The organism is Actinoalloteichus fjordicus (assembly GCF_001941625.1).
Taxonomy (GTDB): Bacteria; Actinomycetota; Actinomycetes; order Mycobacteriales; family Pseudonocardiaceae; genus Actinoalloteichus_A; species Actinoalloteichus_A fjordicus.
The window spans coordinates 2,389,635-2,410,256 of the sequence record NZ_CP016076.1 but is presented as its reverse complement, the minus strand read 5'-3'; the positions used below and the strand labels follow the sequence as shown (position 1 = coordinate 2,410,256).

Here is a 20,622-nt window from a genome sequence, read left to right as displayed (position 1 = left end):
GCCGTCTCGGCCAGCCGCTTCGACCGGATGCGCGGCTCAGGTGGCGCCACCGAGCGGATAGTCACCCGCCGGACTGTTAATTACCGTCAGCAGTCGGGAGCATCACGTAAGGAGATAACCGTGACGAGACGACGCAAGGGCGCGTTGATCGGCGTGCTGGCCGGAGTCGTCGGCCTGCTCGCGGCTCTGCTGCCCGCAAGCAGCGCGCTGGCCCACGGCGGGATGTCCTCACCGGGGACCCGCACGTACTTCTGTTTCGAGGAGGGGCCGGAGAACCCGCAGTCCGAGGCGTGCACGGACGCGATCGCCGAGGGCGGCACCCAGCCGCTGTACGACTGGTTCGGCATCCTCATCAGCGACGCCGCAGGCAGGCATCAGGAGCTGATCCCCGACGGACAGCTCTGCGGCGCGGGCACCGACAAGTACGCCGCCTATGACGTCCCGCGCGACTGGCAGACCACCACCCTGCCCACGAGCGGCGAGTGGACCTTCGAGTACGTGGCCTGGGCGCCGCATCCCGGCGACTTCGACCTGTACGTGACCAAGGACGGCTTCGACCCGAGCTCGCCGCTGACGTGGTCGGACCTCGAACCGGAGCCGTTCTCCACCGTGACCGACCCGCCGATCGTGGACGGCTCGTATCAGTGGACCGCCGAGCTGCCCGAGGGCAAGTCCGGTCAGCACATCATCTACTCGATCTGGCAGCGCTCCGACAGCCCGGAGGCGTTCTACAACTGCTCCGACGTCGTCTTCGGCGGCTGAGCCGTCGGTAGGGACGTCACGATCCACGCGCCCGCCCCGCCTCGTCCGTGACGAAGCCGGGGCGGGCGCTGCTCGTCATGCCGGTAGGTCGCGGGAGGAGCCGCCCAGGGGGCGAGAGGCCGGTGGCGAAGAGATCGGCTCGATCGGATCCGTGCTGCGCGGGCCGTGCCCTGTTCGGGTACCCGCCTCCGCTGCCGCATCAGCGGATGGTGCGCACCCGGCCGTCCCAGCGGCCTGCGAGCACCTCGGGCAGGAACTCGGCGAGCTGCACGGGGTACACCGTGGCCTCGGTCTCCCTGAGCTCCGCAGCCGTCCACCACCGATGGCCACGCACCGTGCGCCGTTCCAGGTCGGTGAAACCGGAGACGTCGACGCCCGCCGTGCCCGGCTCGATCCTGGCGACGAAGAACCACTCCTCGCTGTCGAAGACCTCCCCGTCGAAACCGAAGACGGCTCGGCGAAGCCAGACCGGCCCGACCAGGTCGGACTCGACGAGCACCAGACCCGTCTCCTCGGTCACCTCACGGACTGCGGCGGCCCGCAGCTCCTCACCGGCCTCGACGCCGCCGCCTGCGGTGCACCAGAAGGTCTCCTGCGGTCTGCCGGGGTCGCTGGACTCGAACAGCAACAGCCTGTCCGCGTCGTCCAGCAGCAGCACCCGCGCCGACGGGCGGTAGATCACCGGACTGGCCGGTTCCGGCTCGCTCGCCCGCTCGACGATCTCGAAGTACTCGGGCGGGGGCGCACCGCCCGCCAGCCGCAGCCACCGCACCGGCCGCCGGGCCCGCAGGGCGAGGGTGTCGCGCACCGCGTCGTTGTAGACCCGCCTGGCGAGCATCACCCGTTCCTCGGCCTCCGTCAGTTCGGCGGCCAACGGGACGGGCAGTCGGGACCGGTCGAGCTCGCCCAGCATCCGGCCCAGCAGGTTCTCGCTGTTCTCCCGTCCCGCCCTCGGGGTCAGTTCGGCGTCGAGGGCAGCGGCCCGGAGGCGTTCGGCGTCGAGGGGCGAGACGCGCGAGGACTCCGCGTCGAAGGACGAGACACGTGAGGACTCCGCGTCGAAGGACGACACGCGCGACGGCTCCCCGTCGAGAGACGACACCCGCGACGGTTCGGCAGCGGACCACGCGGTCGGCGACGACTCGGCGTCCGGGGGTGTTCCGTCGGGCGTCGCGGGGTCGACCGGCGACATGCACGGCGGCCTGGCGTCCAGTGCCGCGCCACGGGGCGACTCCGCGACGGCCGCGACCGGGCCGACCGCCGCCACCGCCCGCGTCACCACGGCCCGTCTGCCCAGCGCCGCCTCCAACGCGGCCCAGCCCGCGTCGGTGCGGACGTGCAGCCGGTTGAGACGGTTGGCGATGAGGACGGACCAGCCGCCGATGAGCAGCAGGAGCGTGAGGACGATCAGGACGACGACCAGCAGCGTGGTCACGCTCATTCGGCATCGCCGCCGTCAGCCTCGCCGACGCGGCGCGGATCGGCCGCCATCGCGGTCTCGTAGACCCGGAGCACCTGACGAGCCACCACCGGCCAGTCGAAGTTCTCGACGAAGCGGCTGCCCGCCTCGGCGAACTCGGCTCGGCGCGGGGCGTCGTCCAACAGGTCGGCCAGCCGCCGCGCCAGCGCCTCGGCGTCACCGACCGGGGTGAGCACCCCGGCCCGGCCGTCGTCGAGCACCCGGCGAAAGGCGTCGAGATCACTGGCCAGTACAGCGGTGCCTGCCGCCATCGCCTCGGCCAGGATGATGCCGAAGCTCTCGCCGCCGGTGTTGGGCGCGCAGTACACGTCCACACTGCGCAGTGCACGTGCCTTGTCCACGTCGTCGACCTGACCGAGCAGATCCAGCCTGCCTGCCAGCTCGGCGCCTGCCCGAGCGCGCAGCTCGTCGGCGTCGCCCCTCCCGACGACCAGCAGCCGCAGATCGGGCCTGCGCTCGATGAGCAGGCGCATCGCGTCGAGCAGGATCGGCATGCCCTTGCGCGGCTCGTCATAACGACCGACGAACCCGACGGTGCCGCCCTGCCTCGGATAGCCGTCGAGCTGCCCGGCGGCGGCGAAGAAGTCGACGTTCACGCCGTTGGGGATGAGCACCGCGTCACCGCCGAGGTGCTCGACCTGGACCCGCCTGGCCAGCGCGGACACCGCGATCCGTGCGGTGATCTTCTCCAGGAACGGCTGAAGGACCGAGTGGAAGGCCGCCAGGGTTCGCGAGCGCTGCGTGGAGGTGTGGAAGGTCGCCACGATCGGGCCGTCCGCCACCATCAACGCCAGCAACGACAGGCTGGGCGCGACCGGCTCGTGCAGGTGCAGCACGTCGAACCGATGATCACGAACCCACCGACGCGCCCTGGCGAAGGAGACCGGGCCGAAGGAGAGCCGGGCGACCGACCCGTTGTAGGGGATGCCCAACGCGCGGCCCGCAGGCGTCACGAAGCACGGCAGCTCGGCGTCCTCGTCGGCGGCGGCGAGCACGTTCACCCGGTGGCCCAGCCCGATGAGGGTGTGGGCGAGATCCATGACGTGGGCCTGCACCCCGCCGGGAACCTCGAGGGAATACGGGCAGACCAGACCGATCCTCACGACGGCGGCTCCGCGCGGTCTCGGCCGGTCGGCTGCTCGTGGGCGGGCGAGGGAGCCTCGATCGATCCCGCCGCCGCGTCGGGGTGCCCGGCTGTGTGGGGCGTCCCGGCAGCGCGGGAGGCCTCGGACTCTGCCGCCGCATCGGCGGGCACGGCGAGGTCGGATCCGGCACCCGTTCCCGAGCCGGGACGCTCTCGGCGAGCCGACGTCTCGTCCGCCTCCCCGCCCGGTCCGGACTCGTGGTCCACGGAGTCTTCGCGGTCGGCGGAGTCCGTGGGCTCTTCGGGTTTCTCGGCGCGAGCGGTGTCCCCGGCGACGCCCTCCCCGGCGACCGGGCCCGCCGAGGGGCCCGTCGTCCCGGCCGCCGCGTCCGCACTCGCAGCGCCCGTCGTGGCGGCGTCCTCGGCCAGGATCGCTCGGCGCCGCGCCGAGAGGTCGGCGAGCCAGAGCGGCTGCATCATGTGCCAGTCCTCCGGGCGGGCGGCGATGTCGGCGGCGAAGACGTCGGCGACCTGCTGCGTGGCGGCCTGTACCTCGGCCGGACTCGCACCGGTCACCGGCACGGGTTCGTAGAGCCGGATCGCCCAGCCGTCGTCGGTGAACTCGCACGCGGCGGGCACCAGCACCGCCCCGGTCGCCGCGGCGAGCCGAGCAGGCCCGCTCGCCATCCGGGTGGTCTCGCCGAAGAACTGCACCTCGACGCCCCGGCGGCTCAGGTCGCGGTCGGCGATCAGACACAGCAGACGGTTCTCGCGCAGCCGGGTGAGCAGCGTCGACATCATCTGTCGGCCACCGTCATGGGGAAGGATCTCGAAGCCCATCGACTCGCGGTACGCGACGAACCGCCGGTACAGCGGCTCCGGCCGCAGCCGCTCGACGACCGAGGTGAATCCGCCGTACCTGCTCACCGCCCACACGCCTGCGATGTCCCAGTTGCCGCTGTGCGGCAGGACCGCGATCGCGCCGCGTCCCTGCGCCAAGGCCGCATCCAGATGCTCGCGGCCGACCACGCCCGCGTCGACCCGCGCGCTGACGGTCCGCAGGTCCATCGCAGGGAGCCGGAACGCCTCCCGCCAGTAGCGGAGGTACGACCGCATCGATCGCCGGACCAGGTCGTCGAGTCCCGCCTCCGTCAGCTCCGGCGCCACCCGCCGAAGATTCCGGCGAAGCTGGTCGATGCCCCGGCCGCCGCGCCGCACCGCCAGATCGGCGCCGGCCTGGAACAGCAGTCGGGCCGCCCGCTCCGGCAACAGCCGCACCAGGCGCCATCCTGCGGTGTAGGCGCCGTCGACGAGCCGCTCCCGCAGCGAGTGTGTCGAGTGCGTCGAGGAGCCGTCCGCTGGGCCGCTCATACCGCCTGCTCCGAGGCGGAGCGGTGCACGGCCAGCAGACGCTGTCCCACGGTGATCACCGAGAGCACCGCCAACAGCCACAGGCTCACTTGGAGGATGTACGGCACGCCGAGACCGTGGATGCCGACGCCCACCAGCCCGATGATCAACCGCTCGGCCCGCTCGACCAGCCCGCCGTCGGCGGACAGCCCGGAGGCCTCGGCCCTGGCCTTGACGTAGGAGATCACCTGGCCGCAGCTCAACGAGATCAGCGCGGCGATGCCGGTCACCCGATCGTCGGCACCGACGAAGCACCAGTAGGCGATGGCGCCGAACAGGGCCGCGTCGGCCAGTCGGTCGCAGCAGGAGTCCAGCACCGCGCCGAAGGTGGTGGTGCCGCCGCTGACCCGCGCCATCGCGCCGTCGAGAAGGTCGAACAGCACGAACACCGTGACCACCGCCGCGCCGACGAACAATTCGCCCCTGGGCAGGAACCACAGAGCGGCGACGATCGTGCCGAGGGTGCCGATCACCGTCATGACGTTCGGCGAGAGCCCACGACGCACCAGCCACCCGCCCACCGGATCGGTGACGCGGGAGACCGAGGCACGCGCGAAGATGTTGAGCATGGGACTGGTCGACTCAGACCTTCCATCGACGGCGCGAACCCGGGCGGGTCCTGCCAGCGGGCATGTCAGGTTTCGGAAATCAGACTAACGAGCGACACCGCACCGCACGGCGGCGGCATCACCGACATTGCCGACATCGCCCCTCGCGCGGGACCCGGTCGGGTTCATCCGCTCTCCGCCCAGGCGGCGGCGAGCAGCGAACGGGTCTCCCCCAGGAGTTGCGGCAACACCTTGGTGTGGGCGATGACCGGCATGAAGTTCGCGTCGCCGCCCCAACGCGGCACCACGTGCTGATGCAGATGCGCGGCGATGCCCGCGCCCGCGACGGGGCCCTGATTCATCCCGATGTTGAAGCCGTGCGGCGCCGAGGCCAGCCGGATCGTCCGCATGGCGCGCTGGGTGAAGTCCGCCAGCTCGACCGTCTCCCGAGCCGTCAGGTCGGTGTAGTCCGGGACGTGCCGGTAGGGCAGCACCATCAGATGGCCGGGGTTGTACGGGTACAGGTTGAGCACCGCGAAGACCAGCTCACCGCGAGCGACGATCAACGCGTCGGCGTCGTCGAATGCCAGCAGCAGACAGAACGGACAGCCGTCCTCGGCCGTGCCCGCAGGCTTGTTCTCTCCTCGGATGTAGCTCATCCGGTGCGGTGTCCAGAGCCGTTGCAGGGCGTCGGGGATGCCGACGCCCTGCTGCTCGGCGAACTCGGTCATCCCGGTCGCACGGGGTCGAAGGCCTCGGCGGTCGGGGAGGAGTTCTCCCGGCGGCCGACCCAGTCGGCCAGCGCCTCGACCGCTCGATCCACCGGCACGCCGTTGATCTGGCTGCCGTCACGGAAGCGGAAGGAGACCGCACCCGCCTCGACGTCCTTGCCGCCTGCCAGCAGCAGGAACGGCACCTTCTGCGTCGTGTGGTTGCGGATCTTCTTCTGCATCCGGTCGTCGGAGGTGTCGACCTCGACCCGCAGCCCCTTGGCCCGCAGTGCCTTGGCGACGCCCGCCAAGTGCTCGGCATGCTCGTCGGCGATGGGGATGCCCACCACCTGGACCGGCGCGAGCCAGGCGGGGAAGGCACCCGCGTAGTGCTCGGTCAGGATCCCGAAGAAACGTTCGATGGAGCCGAACAGCGCCCGGTGGATCATCACCGGCCGCTGTCGCGAGCCGTCGGAGGCGGTGTACTCCAGGCCGAACTTCTCGGGAAGGTTGAAGTCGAGCTGGATGGTCGACATCTGCCAGGTGCGACCGAGCGCGTCCTTGGCCTGGACGGAGATCTTCGGCCCGTAGAAGGCCGCACCGCCCGGATCGGGGACCAGCTCGAGCCCGCTCGCCACGGCGACCTCCCGCAGCGTCTCGGTGGCCTCGGCCCAGACCTCGTCCGAGCCGACGTACTTCTCCTCGTCGCGAGTGGACAGTTCCAGGTAGAAGTCGTCCAGCCCGAAGTCGCGCAGGAGGTCCAGCACGAAGGTGAGCAGCGACCGGATCTCCTCGCCGACCTGCTCCGGGGTGCAGTAGATGTGCGCGTCGTCCATCGTCAGGCCGCGCACCCTGGTCAGGCCGTGCACCACGCCGGACTTCTCGTAGCGATACACCGAGCCGAACTCGAAGGCCCGCAGCGGCAGCTCACGGTAGGACCGGCCCCGCGACTGGAAGATCAGGTTGTGGAACGGGCAGTTCATCGGCTTCAGGTAGTAGTCCTGGCCGGGCTTGCGCACCGCGCCGTCGGCGTCGACCTCGGCGTCCAGGTGCATGGGCGGGTACATGCCGTCGGCGTACCACTGGAGGTGTCCGGAGATCTCGAACAACGTGCCCTTGGTGATGTGCGGGGTGTAGACGAACTGGTAGCCCGCCTCCTCGTGACGACGGCGCGAGTAGTCCTCCAGCTCCCGGCGGATGATGCCGCCCCTGGGGTGGAAGACGGGCAGCCCGGAGCCGATCTCGTCGGGGAAGCTGAACAGGTCCAGCTCGGCCCCGAGCCTGCGGTGGTCCCGGCGCTCGGCCTCCGCCAGTCGCTCCAGGTACGCCTCCAGCGCCTCGGTGGACTCCCATGCGGTGCCGTACACCCGCTGGAGCTGCGGGTTCTTCTCGCTGCCCCGCCAGTAGGCCGCCGCGCTGCGCATCAGCTTGAACGCGGGAATGTGCTTGGTGGTCGGGATGTGCGGACCCCGGCACAGGTCGCCCCAGACCCGCTCGCCGCTGCGCGGGTCGAGGTTGTCGTAGACGGTCAGCTCGGCGCCGCCGATCTCCATCACCTCGGAGGTGTCCACCGCGGCCTCGCCCTGGCCCGGCCCGCCCTTGACGTCGACGAGTTCGAGCTTGTAGGGCTCGGCGGCCAGCTCCTCCTTCGCCGCGGTCACGGAGCCGACGACCCGTCGGGAGAACCGCTGTGCACCCTTGACGATCTGCTTCATGCGCTTCTCCAGCGCCTGCAGGTCCTCCGGAGTGAAGGGACGCGGCATGTCGAAGTCGTAGTAGAAGCCGTCGGTGACGGGCGGACCGATGCCCAACTTCGCCTCGGGGAACAGGTCCTGGACCGCCTGGGCCAGCACGTGGGCCGTCGAGTGGCGGATGACGGCCCTGCCGTCCTCGGTGTCGGCCGCCACGGGGATGACGTCGGTGTCGGTCTCCGGCGCCCAGGACAGGTCGCGCAGGACGCCTGCCGGGTCGCGGACCACGACGACGGCGTCGGGGCCCTTGGCGGGCAGCCCCGCCTCGCGCACCGTCGTCCCCGCGGTGGTCCCGGCCTGCACCCTCACGGGCGACGCGGACTCGGGCGGCGGGAACTGCGGTCGGGACACGGTCACTCCTTGACGATGACGGAAACACCGGGCACGGTGCGGACCCCGATGCTATCCGGCGCCGTCGCGCCGACACCGCACGGTTTGCCCCGCCGAGGCTCGATGCCATGCCCGCCATGGGCGCGGCGCACGGCGCCGGACTCGGCGCGACCGGCGACCCCGCCCGCTAGAGGGTCTTGGACAGCAGCAGCAGCCGATCGGCCAGGGCGGCGGCGCAGGCGTCGAGCCAGCGCCTGCCCTTCTCGGCGGAGGCCCGGCCGGGTTCGTCGGTGTAGCCGTCGATCCGGCGCCACCGCTCGCGGCTGTGCAGGGTGATCCCCGTCATCGCCTGGAGTTCGCTGACCGCGCGGGCGCCCGGACGCTCCTCCACCAGCTCCTCGCGCAGGGCCAGCAGCATCGCGGTCTCGAACACTCCGGCGTGTCCCGGCACCAACGGGCTGTTGCCGCCCGCCTCGGCAGGGAACAGGTCCCAGTAGTCCGCATAGCCGACCGAGAGGTCGAATCGGATCGCGGCGGCCTCGGCCACCGAGTGGCAGGGGCCCTTGTTCCCGCCGTGGCCGTTGACGAGGACCACGCGGCGCCCGCCGCCCATCGCGATGGAGCGGACGAGGTCGAGCAGCACCTGGGTGAAGGTCTCGAAGGTGAGCGAGAGGGTGCCGCCGAAGGGCAGGTGGTGGTCGGACGAGCCGAAGGCCACCGGCGGGGTGATGATCAGCTGCCGTGGGCAGCGTTCCGACGCCTGCGCCACCGCCGCCTCGACGACAGCCTGAACGATCAGGGTGTCCGTTCCGGTCGGCAGGTGCGGGCCGTGCTGTTCGATGGCGCCGACCGGCAGGATCACCAATCCCTCCGGCAGGGCCTCGATGAGACGTTCTCGGGTGGAGCCATGCCACCGCATCACGTTCACCGATCTCCTCCTCAGCACTCAATCGGTGAAGAATGGACTGCGTCATCACGAGGATGAGTCCCGGATCTCGGTATCATCTATCACTCGGATGAGCGGTCGCGCTCGCCCCTCGGGGAAATCAACGTCCGGTTCGTTACGCACCGCAATCAGTGGAATCGCGTCCCGCACGCACCCGCACAGCTGAGCTACGCTGTAGACGTGAGTGCAGGGTTGGAGACAGTGCTGGCGAACGCAGGTCTGGGAGTGTCCCCCAGGGAGTTCCTGACCTTCGTCGAGGACGCCGTGCGCAAGCTCGCACCGCCACGCCCTGATCCGGCCGCCCATCTCTCGGTGGACGAGCGCGAGGCCCTCACCGAGGTCGGGCTCGACCTGTCGCACCGAAGCGAGACCGAGAGCGACCACCGCGCGCGGGCCGTGGCCCAGCAGGCGGTGCTGCACGACTCGGCACTGACCGTGCCGCAGGCCGCCGAGGCCCTGGGCATCGACACGAGCCGGGTCAGGCACCGCATCGCGGAAGGACGTCTCGCGGGCTGGAAGGATCAGCGTGGCTGGCGACTGCCCGCCTGGCAGTTCACCACCCACGGCGTGCTCCCCGGCCTGGACGTCGTGCTGGCCTCGGTGCCCGCCGACCAGCCTCCGCTGGTCGTCGCGGCGTTCATGTCCAGCGTGCAGGAAGATCTCCAGGTGGGGCCTGCGAACGCCGCCCCTCGGGACTGGCTTCTCGCAGGCGGTGACCCGGCCAGGGTGGCCAGGCTCGCCGCCCGGCTCGGCGAACCCGTCTGAGCGGCCCGACCCGAACCGCCTGAACGAGAGACGAACGACTGACGATGGCTCGGCTTCCTCAGCCGCCCGATCCCGACGTCCTGCGCGCGATGCTGCGGGAGACCGAGGACGTGGTGGCCGTCCACCAGGCGACGCGGCTGGTACGCGTCTTCACGACCGGCGGCAGACATCAACAGCACTGGAACACCTTCCGACGGGTAGGCCCGCTGGCCCACGCGCGCTTCGACCCGCATCCGGTCGCGGACGACGCCCCTGCCCCTGCGGGGGCTCCCGGTGCCGCGAAGGCCGCTGACGGGGTCCTGTACTTCGGGTTGTCCGTGCGCACCAGCATCGCCGAGGTCTTTCAGGCAGGCTCGATCGTCGACCGCCGCACGAGGGCACCACACCTGGTGGTCCTGCGCCCCGTCCGCCCCCTGCGGCTGCTCGACATCGCGGGGCTGTGGCCCACCAGAGCCGGGGCGTCCCAGGCGATCAGCAGCGGGCCCAAGGACAGGACTCAGGCATGGGCCAGGGCCATCCGCACGGCGTATCCGCAGCTCGACGGGCTGTGGTACCGATCGTCGATGGACTCGGGCAGCCCGGCGGTGTGCCTGTGGGATCCGCCGTCGGGCAGCGCGCTGCCCGACTCCCCCGACGTGCTGCTGCCGCTGAACCATCCGGGGCTCGACCTGCCGCTGGGCCGGATCTGCGAACAGCTGCACTACACGCTGCTCGACTGAGCCGTCCTCGCCGGTCGACGCTGCGTCAGCCCGCCTCGACTATGGCGGCGGACGACGCACGAGGCGGAACGGACTGCACCAGGAGCGGCCGGGAGTAGCGGATCTCCGGGAGGCTGAAGCCGGGCAGCTCCAGCGGCCGCACCACCTCGTCGCAGTCCCAGCCCATGGCCTCGTAGAAGGCACGGCCCTCGGCGTTGCCCTCCATCACCCACACCACGACGTGCTCGAAGCCCGCCTCTGCCAGGTGCGCCAGGCCCGCGTCGTGGGTCAGCCTGCCCGCACCGGTCCGCAGCCACGCAGGCGCGGCGTACAGCGAGATCAGCTCGCCGGTGCGGCGGGTCGGGTGGGCGTCGGCCTGCTCGGACAACGGGCCCACCGTGGCGTAGGCCCCGATCTCCTCGGCGGGCTCGGCGCTCGCGCGCGAGTCGGCGGGGTCCGATCCGGCAGGGTCCGGCTCGGCGGGGCACACGGCCAGGAAGTCGGCGTGCGGCGCCGGCCAGGCCAGCGTCTGCTGCCAGTTCGGCGTCTGGTCCACCCTCGACAGGCCGTCGAGCAGGGCGTCCGGCATCAGGCCCCGGTAGACCCGCTGCCAGGCCGTCACGTTCATCCTGCCCAACACGGCCGCGTCGGCAGGCACGGCGCGTCGCAGTGTCCATCGCATTCGCGTCATCATGCCGGGGACAGGCTGCGGGAGTAACGGACCTCCGGAATCCGCTCGCCGCCGATCTCCGACTCCAGCGCGACCCCGTCGTCGGACCAGCCGTGACGCTCGTAGAAGCGACGACCGGACAGGTTCGCCCGCAACACCCAGAGCACCGCATGTTCGAAGCCCTGTTCGGCGAGGAAGTCCGTCGCCGTCTGTGACAGGGCATGGCCTGCGCCGGTCCCCCACACATCGGGATCGACGTACAGGGCGACGAGTTCTCCGACACGCACGCCGGGCAGCCGGTCCCGCTCCTCACGCGCCGAGGAGACGGCGCAGTACGCGCCGAGCCTGCCTGCCTCGTCGAGCGCCACGAAGACCGCGCTCGGCTCGGGCCGCCCCAGCCAACGGGCCCAGCCCGGCTCCCTGGACTCGGGTCGCAGCCCGAGGAGGACGCTCGCCGGGACCACGCCCGGATAGGCCTGCTGCCAAGACCGGACGTTGATCCGGGACACCTCGGGGGAATCCGCCGGGACCGCTCGACGCACCGTCCATCGCATGCGAAGAAGAATGCGGCTTCGCCTGCGCTCGGGGCCAGCGGTTTTCCGACGTCGAGGCCGACCAACCAGCTGGCACGCCACGCCGCCCGCCAGCGGGGACACGCCGTGCCTGCCCCGATGACGCCTTCCTGACCTGCCACGCCGCCTGCCGGGGCCGCGACCAGCGGTGCGCGGTCCCGGCTCCGCAGGCGGGCGTGGCGGAGCACGCCGTCCCGGCGCCTCCTCGTCGTGCCTCCCGGCCCGGCAGGCCCCGTCGCGGCAGGCCCCCCGTCTCGGCAGGCCTCCGTCTCGGTCCAGGAGACGCCGGACATCCGACCAGCACGCAGGACGTCGCCGAGACGACTCAGCGCTCGGCCGCGCCGCGCACCGGCATCCGGCGGTTCCAGAAGTCCAGCACGGCGTCGAAGCGCTGGCGCCGATGCCGTGGCTGGCCGCTGCGGCTCAGTTCGTGTCCCTCGCCGGGGAACAGCAGCAGTTCCACGTCGACGCCCGCCCGGTGCAACGCGACGTACTGGCGCTGAGCCTGCTCGACCGGGCAGCGCCAGTCGTGCTCGGAGTGCACCACCGCGAAGGGGATCTCGACCCGATGGGCGTGATAGACGGGGCTCTTGTCCCGCCACACCTGCGGGTCCGGGCCGAGGTAGGCCTCGGTGAAGAACCAGCCGATGTCGGAGCTGCCGTGGAAGGAGTCCCACGCGTTGACCGCGCGCTCGCTCCAGGCGGCCGTGAACCGCTCCCCGTGGTGGGCCGCCAGCCAGCTCGTCATGAACCCGCCGTAGGAGCCGCCCATCACGCCGACCCGTGTCGCGTCGCACTCCGGCTCGGCAAGGCCGAGGTCGAGCGCGGCGAGGAGGTCGGAGACGTCCACCGTGCCCATGGCCTCCACCACCGCGCGTCCGTGTCGCTGGCCGTAGCCCGCCGACCCGCGCGGGTTGGACATGACCACCGCGTACCCGGCGGAGGCGTAGACCTGGGCCTCGTCGAAGAAGCTCCACTCGTAGGGGGCGAACGGTCCGCCGTGCACCAGCAGCAGCACCGGATGCGGGCCGGGACCTTCCGGCAGCACCAGCCAGCCGTGGACCGGGTAGCCGTCCGGTCCGGCACCGATCAGCTCCCGCAGCGGGCGTACCCCTCGATCCCGGATGTCTCGCCCGTAGTCGGTCAACGTCGTGGCGGCCTCGGCGGCGGCCGCGTCGTCCGAGGCGTGCACCGTGGTCAGCACGACCTCGGCGGGTCCGTCGACGTCCGCCCGCACCACGGCGATCCGATCGCCGTGCACCACGAACCGCCGCACCGAGGCCCGTTCCTCGGTGAGCGCGGGAAGCGCGGAAAGCGGCGCCGCGATGACGTCGTCGGGCACCAGCCGCAGCCGCGCGGAGCCGCGCTCCCGGACGACCACCAGGACGCCGCTTGCCACCGGCACGGGACCGCAGCCCGACTCGACGTCGACCGTCTCGACGTCGGTCAGCCGGACGCCCTCGGCGATCCGGCCGTCGGCGGGCAGCTCGGCCCGGAACAGCCCGCCGTTGCGTGCCACCTCGTCCAGGCCTGCGAACTCGGTGCCCAGGTAGTACAGGCGGCCGTCCGCGCTGACCACCGGGGCGGACACGGTGCCCGTCGAGCGCACCGCGAGCCTCGGTGCCGCACCCGAGACCGGCACCACGTAGAGGTCCCTGTGCAGTGTGTCGACGCGGCCGAGGTCCCGATCCGCGACGACGACGAGTCGGCTGCCGTCGGGCGCCCAGGCGGGCTGGTCGACGTCGAACTCGCCGTCGGTGAGCTCAACCGGCTCGGAGTCGCCGTCGACGACGTCCACCACGAAGAGCCTGCGCCGCTGGTCGCCGAGGAAGCCGACGCCGTCCACGCGGTACATCAGCCGGGTGATGTGACGCGGCGCCTCCGCCGAGGCGTCCACGCCCTCCTCGGTGCCGTATCGGCCCGCCTCGCCGACCCTGGCGACGAACGCGATGCGCCGCGAGTCGGGGCTCCACACCGGCTCACCCGCGCCGCCCGGCAGCGCGGTGAGGCGCCGGGCCTCGCCGCCGTCCACCGGCATCACGAAGAGCTGAGGGCGCTGTCCCGCCTCCGCACGGAGGAAGGCCGTCAGCCGCCCGTCCGGCGAGATCCGAGGGGTGCGATCGCGGCCTCCTCTGGTCCACCGCGCCGGGTCGCCGCCGTCGAGCGGCACCCGCTCGATCCCGCTCAGATAGGCGTTCTCCTCGAGGTCGGGACGGGTCACCTCCACCAGCAGCAGATCGCCGTGCAGGGCGAGATCACCGGGAACACGCAGGACGGAAAGGTCTTGTGGACGCACGCGGCCGAAGCTACCCCGCACAGCCGACCGCGCCGGGGAGTCCGAACCAAATCGTTAGCAAGTCTCACAAGATTCCGTCCGCGCCGCTCCGGCCCCGCTACCGTCTGTGCATGACACGCATCCACTTCACCGGCGGTCGAGTCTTCGACGGGACCGGCTCCCCCGCCCGGCCCGCCGACGTGACCGTCGCGGACGATCGCATCGAGTCCGTGACCGGCAGGCCAGAGAGAGTCGACTCCCGCTCCCGGTCCGGGGAGCAGATCATCGACGTGAGTGGCGCGACCGTGCTGCCCGGCCTGTTCGACTGCCACACCCACGTGATGCTCGGCGGCATCGACACCCTCCAGACGGTGACGACGCCCTTCTCACTGCCGTTCTTCGCGGCGGTCGGGAACCTGAAGACGACGCTGAGCTGTGGGATCACCTCCATCCGCGATGCGGGCGGGGCGGACCTCGGCGTGGCGGAGGCGGTGCGACGCGGCATGATCCCCGGGCCTCGGATGCAGATCGCGATCTCCATGCTGTCCCAGACCGGCGGTCACGGCGACGACCACCTGCTCAACGGCGGCCGCCTGCCGCTGATGCCCTCGCATCCCGGCAAACCGAACACGGTCGTGGACGGCCCGGACGAGGTGCGCAGGAAGGTCCGCGAGCTGATCAGGGCGGGCGCCGACGTCATCAAGGTCGCCACCAGCGGCGGGGTCGCCTCCCAACGCGACGACCCGCGCCACGCCCACTTCCGAGACGACGAGGTGGCGGTCATGGTCGCCGAGGCGAAGGCGGCCGGGATCGCGGTGATGGCCCACGCCCAGGGCACCGAGGGCATCGCCGTGGCGGTGCGCAACGGAGTGCGCTCCATCGAGCACGGCATCTACCTGACCGACGAGGTCATCGAACTGATGCTGGAGCACGACACCTGGCTGGTCCCGACGCTGCACGCGCCGAGGGCGCTGCTTGCGGGCGCGGCATCCGGGGCGGGGCTGACCACCGGCGTGATCGACAAGGCGCGTCGAGTGCTCGATCAGCACATCGAGTCGGCTCGCGCGGCGATCGCGGCGGGAGTGCGCATCGCGATGGGCACGGACGCGGGCGTCGGACCACACGGCGACAACCTCGATGAACTACGGCTGCTCACCGAGTGCGGGATGAGTCCGGAACAGGCCCTGCACGCCGCGACCCGCTCGGCCGCGGAGCTGCTGGGCGTCGCCGACCGGCTCGGCACGCTGGAGCCGGGCAGACAGGCCGATCTGGTGGTGCTGGACGGCGACCCGGCCGCGCTGATCCCCCTGGGAGGAGCCGCGATGCGGGCCGCCGTCCGCGAGGTCTGGACGGACGGCAGGCGGGTCTACGCCAGAACCGAGACGTCCGAGACCTGACCATCGAGACGGCGCTCGCCGAACGAGACGACGAACGGCGAGCGCCGGTCGGTCAGTCGACCTTCTTCACCGCACTGGGATCGCGCTTGACCTTCCACAGGCTGGCGACGGTGGTCACCACGAGGATGCCGATGATGACGGTCAGCGACAGGCCGGTGGAGACCTCGGGCACGGACAGGGGCTCGCCGCCGTTGAGGAACGGCAGGGTGTTCTCGTGCAACGCGTGCAGCACGAGCTTCACACCGATGAACGCGAGGATGAGCGAGAGGCCGATCGACAGGTACACCAGACGGTTGAGCAGTCCACCGACCAGGAAGTAGAGCTGCCGGAGTCCCATCAGCGCGAAGGCGTTCGCGGTGAACACCAGGTAGGGCTCCTGGGTCAGACCGAAGATCGCCGGGATCGAGTCGAGGGCGAACAGCAGGTCGGCACTGGCGATGGCCACCAGCACGATCGCCATCGGCGTCAGCCAGGTCTTGCCGTCGATGCGCACCATGGACTTGCTGCCGTGGAAGTCGTCGGTCACCGGCATGAAGCGGCGGGTCAGACGCACCATCAGGTTGTCGGCGGCGTCGGAGTCGTCCTTGTCCTTGTGGCGCAGCAGGCCCCAGGCGGTGTAGATGAGGAAGGCGCCGAAGATGTAGAAGACCCAGCTGAAGCGGTCGATGGCGGCGGCACCCACCGCGATGAAGATGCCGCGCAGGACCAGGGCGAGCAGGATGCCGATCAGCAGCACCCGGTGCTGATGGATCTTGGGGACCGCGAAGGTCGACATGATGATGACGAAGATGAAGAGGTTGTCGACGCTGAGCGCCTTCTCCGTCACATAGCCCGCGTAGAACTCACCTGCCATCGTCCCGTCGACGACGACCCACAACCCGATGCCGAACACCACGGCCGCCAGGACCCAGGCGATCGACCAGATCGCGGCTTCTTTCAATCCGACCTCGTGGGGATTACGCCCCACCAACACGAGATCAACGGCGACGAGCGCGAGCAGCACGCCGACCGTGACGAACCAGACCCACATGGGGACGTCCACAGACCTACCTCCGGTGTCAGAACACGCCGATCACCGGAGGTCTCTTCCGCCGGCCAACGACCGACCGACGGCCCCGGGCATCCTCACCAGAGGACCACCGTGATGACGAGACCGCCGCGAAGGAATACTCCCCTCCACCAACCTGCGCATTGTCTACCACGTGTCGCCCCACGCACCACTCGGGGTGAGCAGCGACACCACGCGCACCTCCGGTGTTCCGCCAGAGGTCTCGCTCCATCGCGTGAGAAGACTCGGCCTGACCATCGGTGATCTCCGAAGGGGCAGGCGGGGCGGGTCCGCGCCGGTCCGGCCGTCCGCGACGACCGACCGGCGCAGCGGACTCCCCGTTCGGCGACGATCGGTGACGAGATCACGCGCCGACGGTGATGTCTCCCTTACAGTCTCCGCTGTGCCCGTCCGACCCCGACGGACCAGGAGACCGCTGTTCGCGGTCGCCCTCGTCCTCCTGATCAGCGCAGGGTTCCTGCTATGGCCCCGCGAGGACGCCGTTCCGGAGGTCGGTGCGCGCGACCTCACGCTGGAACTGCCCGCAGGCCCCGGCGACGCCGCGCGCGTGAGCATCGACGCCACGCTCTACACCCCGGAGCGCACCCCGGCGCCCGCGATCCTGCTGGCGCACGGCTTCGGCGGCAGCAAGGCCGATCTCGCCGAGCAGGCGAGAGGCCTGACCGAGCGAGGCTTCGTGGTGCTCGCCTACTCGGCACGAGGCTTCGGCGCCAGCACCGGCCGTATCGGGCTGAACTCGCCCGATCACGAGGTCAACGACGCCAGGGAGCTGATCACCTGGCTGGCGGGCAGGCCACAGGTCCTGTCGGACGGCCCCGACGACCCGGTGGTGGGCGTCGCGGGCGCCTCCTACGGCGGCGCACTGGCGCTGCTGCTGGCGGGCACCGACGATCGAGTGGACGCCATCGCGCCGATGATCACCTACAACGACCTCACACACGCCCTGCTGCCCAACTCCGCAGGTGACCCGCCCGCAGGCGCGTCGACGCCCGCGGCAGGCCCCGATGCCGTGCCCGGCGTGTTCAAGCAGTCCTGGGCGGCCGCCCTGTTCAGCACGGGCTTCACCCCCGCAGGCCCGCCGGAGCCTGCCGATCAGGCATCGGCGGATCAGCCAGACGCCGATCAGGCAGAGCCGGCAGCACCCGCGAGCGCGGACGGCCCGCTGACCTGCGGCCGGTTCAGCAGCGCGGTCTGCGAGGCCTACACGGAACTCGCCACGACCGGCAGACCCAGCGCCGAGACCGTGGACCTCCTCGCCGCCCGATCCCCCTCGTCGGTGACCGACTCCATCCAGGCACCGACGCTGCTCATCCAGGGCAGGCAGGACACCCTGTTCGGCCTGGAGGAGTCCGACGCCACCGCGCGCGAGATCACCGAGGCAGGCGGCACCGTGCGCATGATCTGGTACGACGGCGGCCACGACGGCGAGTCGCCCGGTCCGGACCTCCTCGACGAGGTCGGCGACTGGTTCGACTTCCACCTCGCGGATCGCGGGTCCGATCCGGGCACCGGATTCGAATACGCCCTGCCCAACACCGGTCCCAACGAGGAGGCCCCGCCCCAGACCGTCACCGCGGCGGCCTATCCCGGTCTGGCCGAGGACGACGGCACCGCCTGGGAGAACCTTCGGCTGGCAGGCGAGCCGACGCCCGTGCTCAGCCCGCCCGGCGGTCAGCCCGCCTCGGTCAGCAGCCTGCCCGGCCTCGGCCTGGGCGGCCTGCCCGCAGGCGGAGCAGGCGGCCTCGCCACGGACCTGCCAGGCCAGGTCGCGACGTTCACCAGCGAGCCCTTGTCGGAATCGGTCCTGATCGCCGGAGCACCGAGGATCACGCTCCAGGTCTCCGCCGTCCCCGGCCAGCCCAGGACCGGGTCGACGGTGCTCTTCGTCAAGCTCTACGACCTCGGGACCGGCGACGACCGCAGGCTGCCGGGTGGTGCGGTCGCGCCGATCCGGCTCGGGGACCTGCGCGCCGACGGATCACCCACCGAGGTCGTGGTCACGTTGCCCGGCATCGTGCACACCCTCGACGCAGGCGACCGGGTCGAGGTCGCCGTGACCACGACCGATCAGGCCTACCGAGGTACGACGCAGCCGGGCGTCACGCTGGTCGGGCTCGGCGGCGACGAACACCTCAGCCTGCCCACCGTCGCAGGCACTCCCACGAACATCGAGCCGCCGACGGAACCGCTGCTCGGCGCGCTGGCGGTGGTGGTACTGGGTGTCGCGGTGGCGGTCGTCAGCGCGATCCGACGGCGGCAGACGGCGGACTTCGACCCCGAACTGGCCGACGTCCCGCTGTCGACCGAGGGACTGGGCAAGTCCTACGGCGGCGGAGTCGCCGTCGTCTCGGACCTGTCGATTCGCGTGGATCCCGGCCAGGTCGTCGGTCTCCTCGGGCCCAACGGCGCAGGCAAGACCACCACGCTGCGCATGCTGCTCGGCCTGATCTCGCCGTCGGAGGGGTCGGTGCGGGTCTTCGGTCACCTCATCCGGCCGGGGGCTCCCGTGCTGTCTCGAGTCGGCTCCTTCGTGGAGGGGGCGGGATTCCTGCCGCATCTGTCCGGCCTGGACAATCTGCGGTCCTACTGGGCCGCCACCGGGCGTTCCGAGGAGAGCGCCCGGCTGGACGAGGCGCTGACGATCGCGGGCCTGGGCACCGCCGTGCACCGCAGGGTGGACGCCTACAGCCAGGGCATGCGGCAGCGCCTGGCCCTTGCGCAGGCCATGCTCGGCATGCCCGACCTCCTGGTGTTGGACGAGCCTGCCAACGGCCTCGACCCGCCGCAGATCCATCGGCTTCGCACGGTGCTCGCCGACTACGCCGCCACCGGACGCACCGTGCTGGTCTCCAGCCATCTGCTCTCCGAGGTGGAACAGACCTGCGATCACCTCGTGGTGATGCACCGGGGCAGGCTGGTCGCGGCGGGACCGGTCTCCGACATCGTCACCGGCGACGGCGAGGTCACCTTCGTGGTCGACGATCCGGCGGCGGCGGGTCTGGCTCTGCGCACGCTGCGCGGAGTCGAGGAGGTCGCCGCCGACGAGAACTCGGTGACGGCGCGGCTGGTCGACACGCCCGTGTCGACAGTGGTCGCCGCCCTGGTGGCGGCAGGCATCGCGGTCGACCAGGTCGGCCCGCGTGGCAGGCTCGAGGACGCGTTCCTCCAGCTCGTGGGAGGAGAGACCGCACCGTGAACAGGCCACAGAACGAGGCGATCTCGCCCGACGCACCCGTCGAGGGCCCGTCGGAGGATCGCGCCGCATCGCACTCGCACGCATCGCACTCGCACGCAGGGACCTGGCGTGACGCCGGGCAGGGTGCCGCCACGGGCTACCGTCCGTCGAACACGCTGCGCCTGCGCGTCGAGCTGGGCAGGCAGCTGCGGCGAAGACGGACGCGGATCACCCTGGCCTTACTGGTCGCCCTGCCGGTCATCCTGTGGGCCGCCTTCCAGATCGGCACCGACGAGTCGGGGCCCGAACGCGGCGGCTTCGTCGATCTGGCCACCGGCAGCGGCCTGAATTTCGCGTTGTTCTCGCTGTTCGCCTCGGTCGGCTTCCTCTTCGTGGTGGTCATCGCGCTGTTCTTCGGGGACACGGTCGCTGGCGAGGCCGCCTGGTCGAGTCTGCGGTACCTGTTGGCCGTGCCGATCCCCCGCGCCAGGCTGCTGCGGCAGAAGGCGCTGGTGTCCGGGCTGCTCGGGCTGGCGTCGCTGGTGCTGCTGCCCGGTGCGGCGCTGCTCGTCGGTCTGGCTGCCTACGGCTCGGGGTCACTGACCACTCCTGCCGGCGAGACGCTGCCCTTCGCCACCGGCCTGGCGGCCCTGGCGATGGTCGTGGCCTACCTGCTCGTCTTCTACCTGTGGATCGCGGGGCTCGCCCTGCTGCTGTCGGTGTCCACCGATGCGCCGCTCGGTGCCGTCGGCGGCGCGGTGCTCGTGTTCATCGTCTCGCAGATCCTCGACCAGATCACCGCGCTCGGCGATCTGCGGATGTTCCTGCCCACGCATTACGCCTATGCCTGGACCGACCTGCTCAGCGCGCAGCCCGACTTCACCGACCCCGCGCGGGGCGTGTTCGCGTCCATCGCCTACGCCACCGTGTTCCTGCTGGCGGCAGGCTTCCGCTTCGAGCGCAAGGACATCACGAGCTGA

16 protein-coding genes and 1 pseudogene are annotated in these 20,622 nt (G+C 71.2%); 6 read left to right on the top strand and 11 right to left on the bottom strand.

What is annotated here, in order from left to right:
* Positions 1-120: 120 nt before the first annotated feature.
* Positions 121-762, top strand: a complete 642-nt coding sequence (locus tag UA74_RS10855) for a lytic polysaccharide monooxygenase auxiliary activity family 9 protein (RefSeq protein WP_232237721.1) — start codon at positions 121-123, stop codon at positions 760-762.
* Between the two features lie 199 nt (positions 763-961).
* Here the strand turns inward: UA74_RS10855 and UA74_RS10850 are convergent, their stop codons facing one another.
* The 7 genes and pseudogenes from UA74_RS10850 to UA74_RS10820 all read right to left on the bottom strand — a co-directional run bounded on the left by UA74_RS10850 (position 962) and on the right by UA74_RS10820 (position 8,994).
* Positions 962-2,203: an NUDIX hydrolase gene (locus tag UA74_RS10850; protein WP_232237720.1), complete on the bottom strand. Its 1,242-nt coding sequence runs from the start codon at positions 2,201-2,203 to the stop codon at positions 962-964.
* On the bottom strand, positions 2,200-3,345 hold the full coding sequence (locus UA74_RS10845) for a glycosyltransferase family 4 protein (RefSeq protein WP_075764317.1): 1,146 nt from the start codon (positions 3,343-3,345) through the stop codon (positions 2,200-2,202). Before UA74_RS10845 ends, UA74_RS10850 begins: the two co-directional genes overlap by 4 nt.
* A 401-nt stretch (positions 3,346-3,746) precedes the next feature.
* Positions 3,747-4,697 (bottom strand): annotated as a pseudogene (locus UA74_RS10840) (phosphatidylinositol mannoside acyltransferase); the annotation flags it as partial.
* Entirely contained in the window at positions 4,694-5,305 is a 612-nt protein-coding gene (gene pgsA, locus UA74_RS10835) for a phosphatidylinositol phosphate synthase (protein WP_075740139.1), read from the bottom strand. The pseudogene UA74_RS10840 and the gene pgsA, both read right to left, overlap by 4 nt.
* A gap of 164 nt (positions 5,306-5,469) precedes the next feature.
* Positions 5,470-6,015, bottom strand: a complete 546-nt coding sequence (locus UA74_RS10830) for an HIT family protein (RefSeq protein ID WP_075740138.1) — start codon at positions 6,013-6,015, stop codon at positions 5,470-5,472.
* The gene (gene thrS, locus UA74_RS10825; protein ID WP_404799973.1) at positions 6,012-8,096 is read right to left on the bottom strand and encodes a threonine--tRNA ligase; all 2,085 of its coding nucleotides are present in this window, start codon (positions 8,094-8,096) and stop codon (positions 6,012-6,014) included. The genes UA74_RS10830 and thrS overlap by 4 nt, the downstream gene beginning before the upstream one ends.
* A 166-nt stretch (positions 8,097-8,262) precedes the next feature.
* On the bottom strand, positions 8,263-8,994 hold the full coding sequence (locus tag UA74_RS10820) for a creatininase family protein (protein WP_232237829.1): 732 nt from the start codon (positions 8,992-8,994) through the stop codon (positions 8,263-8,265).
* 207 nt (positions 8,995-9,201) lie between these two features.
* Between UA74_RS10820 and UA74_RS10815 the strand changes: the two genes are divergently transcribed.
* Positions 9,202-9,786 carry a helix-turn-helix domain-containing protein gene (locus UA74_RS10815; RefSeq protein WP_075740136.1) on the top strand — a complete coding sequence of 195 codons (585 nt, stop codon included), beginning with the start codon at positions 9,202-9,204 and terminating at the stop codon, positions 9,784-9,786.
* A gap of 44 nt (positions 9,787-9,830) precedes the next feature.
* Positions 9,831-10,505 carry an RES family NAD+ phosphorylase gene (locus tag UA74_RS10810; RefSeq protein ID WP_075740135.1) on the top strand — a complete coding sequence of 225 codons (675 nt, stop codon included), beginning with the start codon at positions 9,831-9,833 and terminating at the stop codon, positions 10,503-10,505.
* Between the two features lie 25 nt (positions 10,506-10,530).
* On the opposite strand, the gene UA74_RS10805 is transcribed toward UA74_RS10810, so the two are convergent.
* The 3 genes from UA74_RS10805 to UA74_RS10795 all read right to left on the bottom strand — a co-directional run bounded on the left by UA74_RS10805 (position 10,531) and on the right by UA74_RS10795 (position 14,022).
* Positions 10,531-11,166: a GNAT family N-acetyltransferase gene (locus UA74_RS10805; RefSeq protein ID WP_075740134.1), complete on the bottom strand. Its 636-nt coding sequence runs from the start codon at positions 11,164-11,166 to the stop codon at positions 10,531-10,533.
* An 8-nt stretch (positions 11,167-11,174) separates the two neighbouring features.
* A complete protein-coding gene (locus UA74_RS10800; RefSeq protein ID WP_075740133.1) occupies positions 11,175-11,708 on the bottom strand; it encodes a GNAT family N-acetyltransferase in 534 nt (177 codons plus the stop codon).
* Between the two features lie 343 nt (positions 11,709-12,051).
* Positions 12,052-14,022: a S9 family peptidase gene (locus tag UA74_RS10795; protein ID WP_075743665.1), complete on the bottom strand. Its 1,971-nt coding sequence runs from the start codon at positions 14,020-14,022 to the stop codon at positions 12,052-12,054.
* 110 nt (positions 14,023-14,132) lie between these two features.
* On the opposite strand from UA74_RS10795, the gene UA74_RS10790 reads away from it, so the two are divergent.
* Positions 14,133-15,398: a metal-dependent hydrolase family protein gene (locus UA74_RS10790; RefSeq protein ID WP_075740132.1), complete on the top strand. Its 1,266-nt coding sequence runs from the start codon at positions 14,133-14,135 to the stop codon at positions 15,396-15,398.
* A 52-nt stretch (positions 15,399-15,450) separates the two neighbouring features.
* On the opposite strand, the gene UA74_RS10785 is transcribed toward UA74_RS10790, so the two are convergent.
* Positions 15,451-16,440, bottom strand: coding sequence for a TerC family protein (locus UA74_RS10785; protein WP_075740131.1), 990 nt, complete (start codon positions 16,438-16,440; stop codon positions 15,451-15,453).
* A 409-nt stretch (positions 16,441-16,849) separates the two neighbouring features.
* Between UA74_RS10785 and UA74_RS10780 the strand changes: the two genes are divergently transcribed.
* Together UA74_RS10780 and UA74_RS10775 are read left to right on the top strand one after the other, a co-directional pair.
* A complete protein-coding gene (locus tag UA74_RS10780) occupies positions 16,850-19,663 on the top strand; it encodes an alpha/beta fold hydrolase (protein ID WP_075740130.1) in 2,814 nt (937 codons plus the stop codon).
* On the top strand, positions 19,660-20,622 hold the full coding sequence (locus UA74_RS10775) for an ABC transporter permease (protein ID WP_232237719.1): 963 nt from the start codon (positions 19,660-19,662) through the stop codon (positions 20,620-20,622). Before UA74_RS10780 ends, UA74_RS10775 begins: the two co-directional genes overlap by 4 nt.